Annotated in this window: 1 pseudogene; it reads left to right on the top strand. The window is 27.0% G+C overall.

The features are described 5' to 3' along the window. Nucleotides 1-60: 60 nt before the first annotated feature. Nucleotides 61-248, top strand: a pseudogene (locus ACY2RX_RS14760) (hypothetical protein); the annotation flags it as partial.

Below are 248 nucleotides of genomic sequence, written 5' to 3'. Positions count from 1 at the left end.
AATTTAGCTTTAGTTCATTACTACTTTTACAATGTATTAACATTTAAAACAGTAGAAATTATGCACACACTCTTAAAAAAATCAGTATTTGTAGCAGGTTTGGTAATCTTAAGTTCTCCTTTTATAAGTTGTGATAATCAAAACAGTAAAAAAGAAATAGCTACCCAAGAAATCGCAGAAAACAAAACAACAATTGTTTTAAAAACAAAAGAAGTAGTTGCAAGAAAACCTATTGTTTTTATTGCAGG

This window comes from Polaribacter sp. 2405UD43-2 (genome assembly GCF_058147125.1).
Note: the sequence above shows the minus strand (reverse complement) of the source record. Positions and strands in the feature narration are given on the sequence as shown.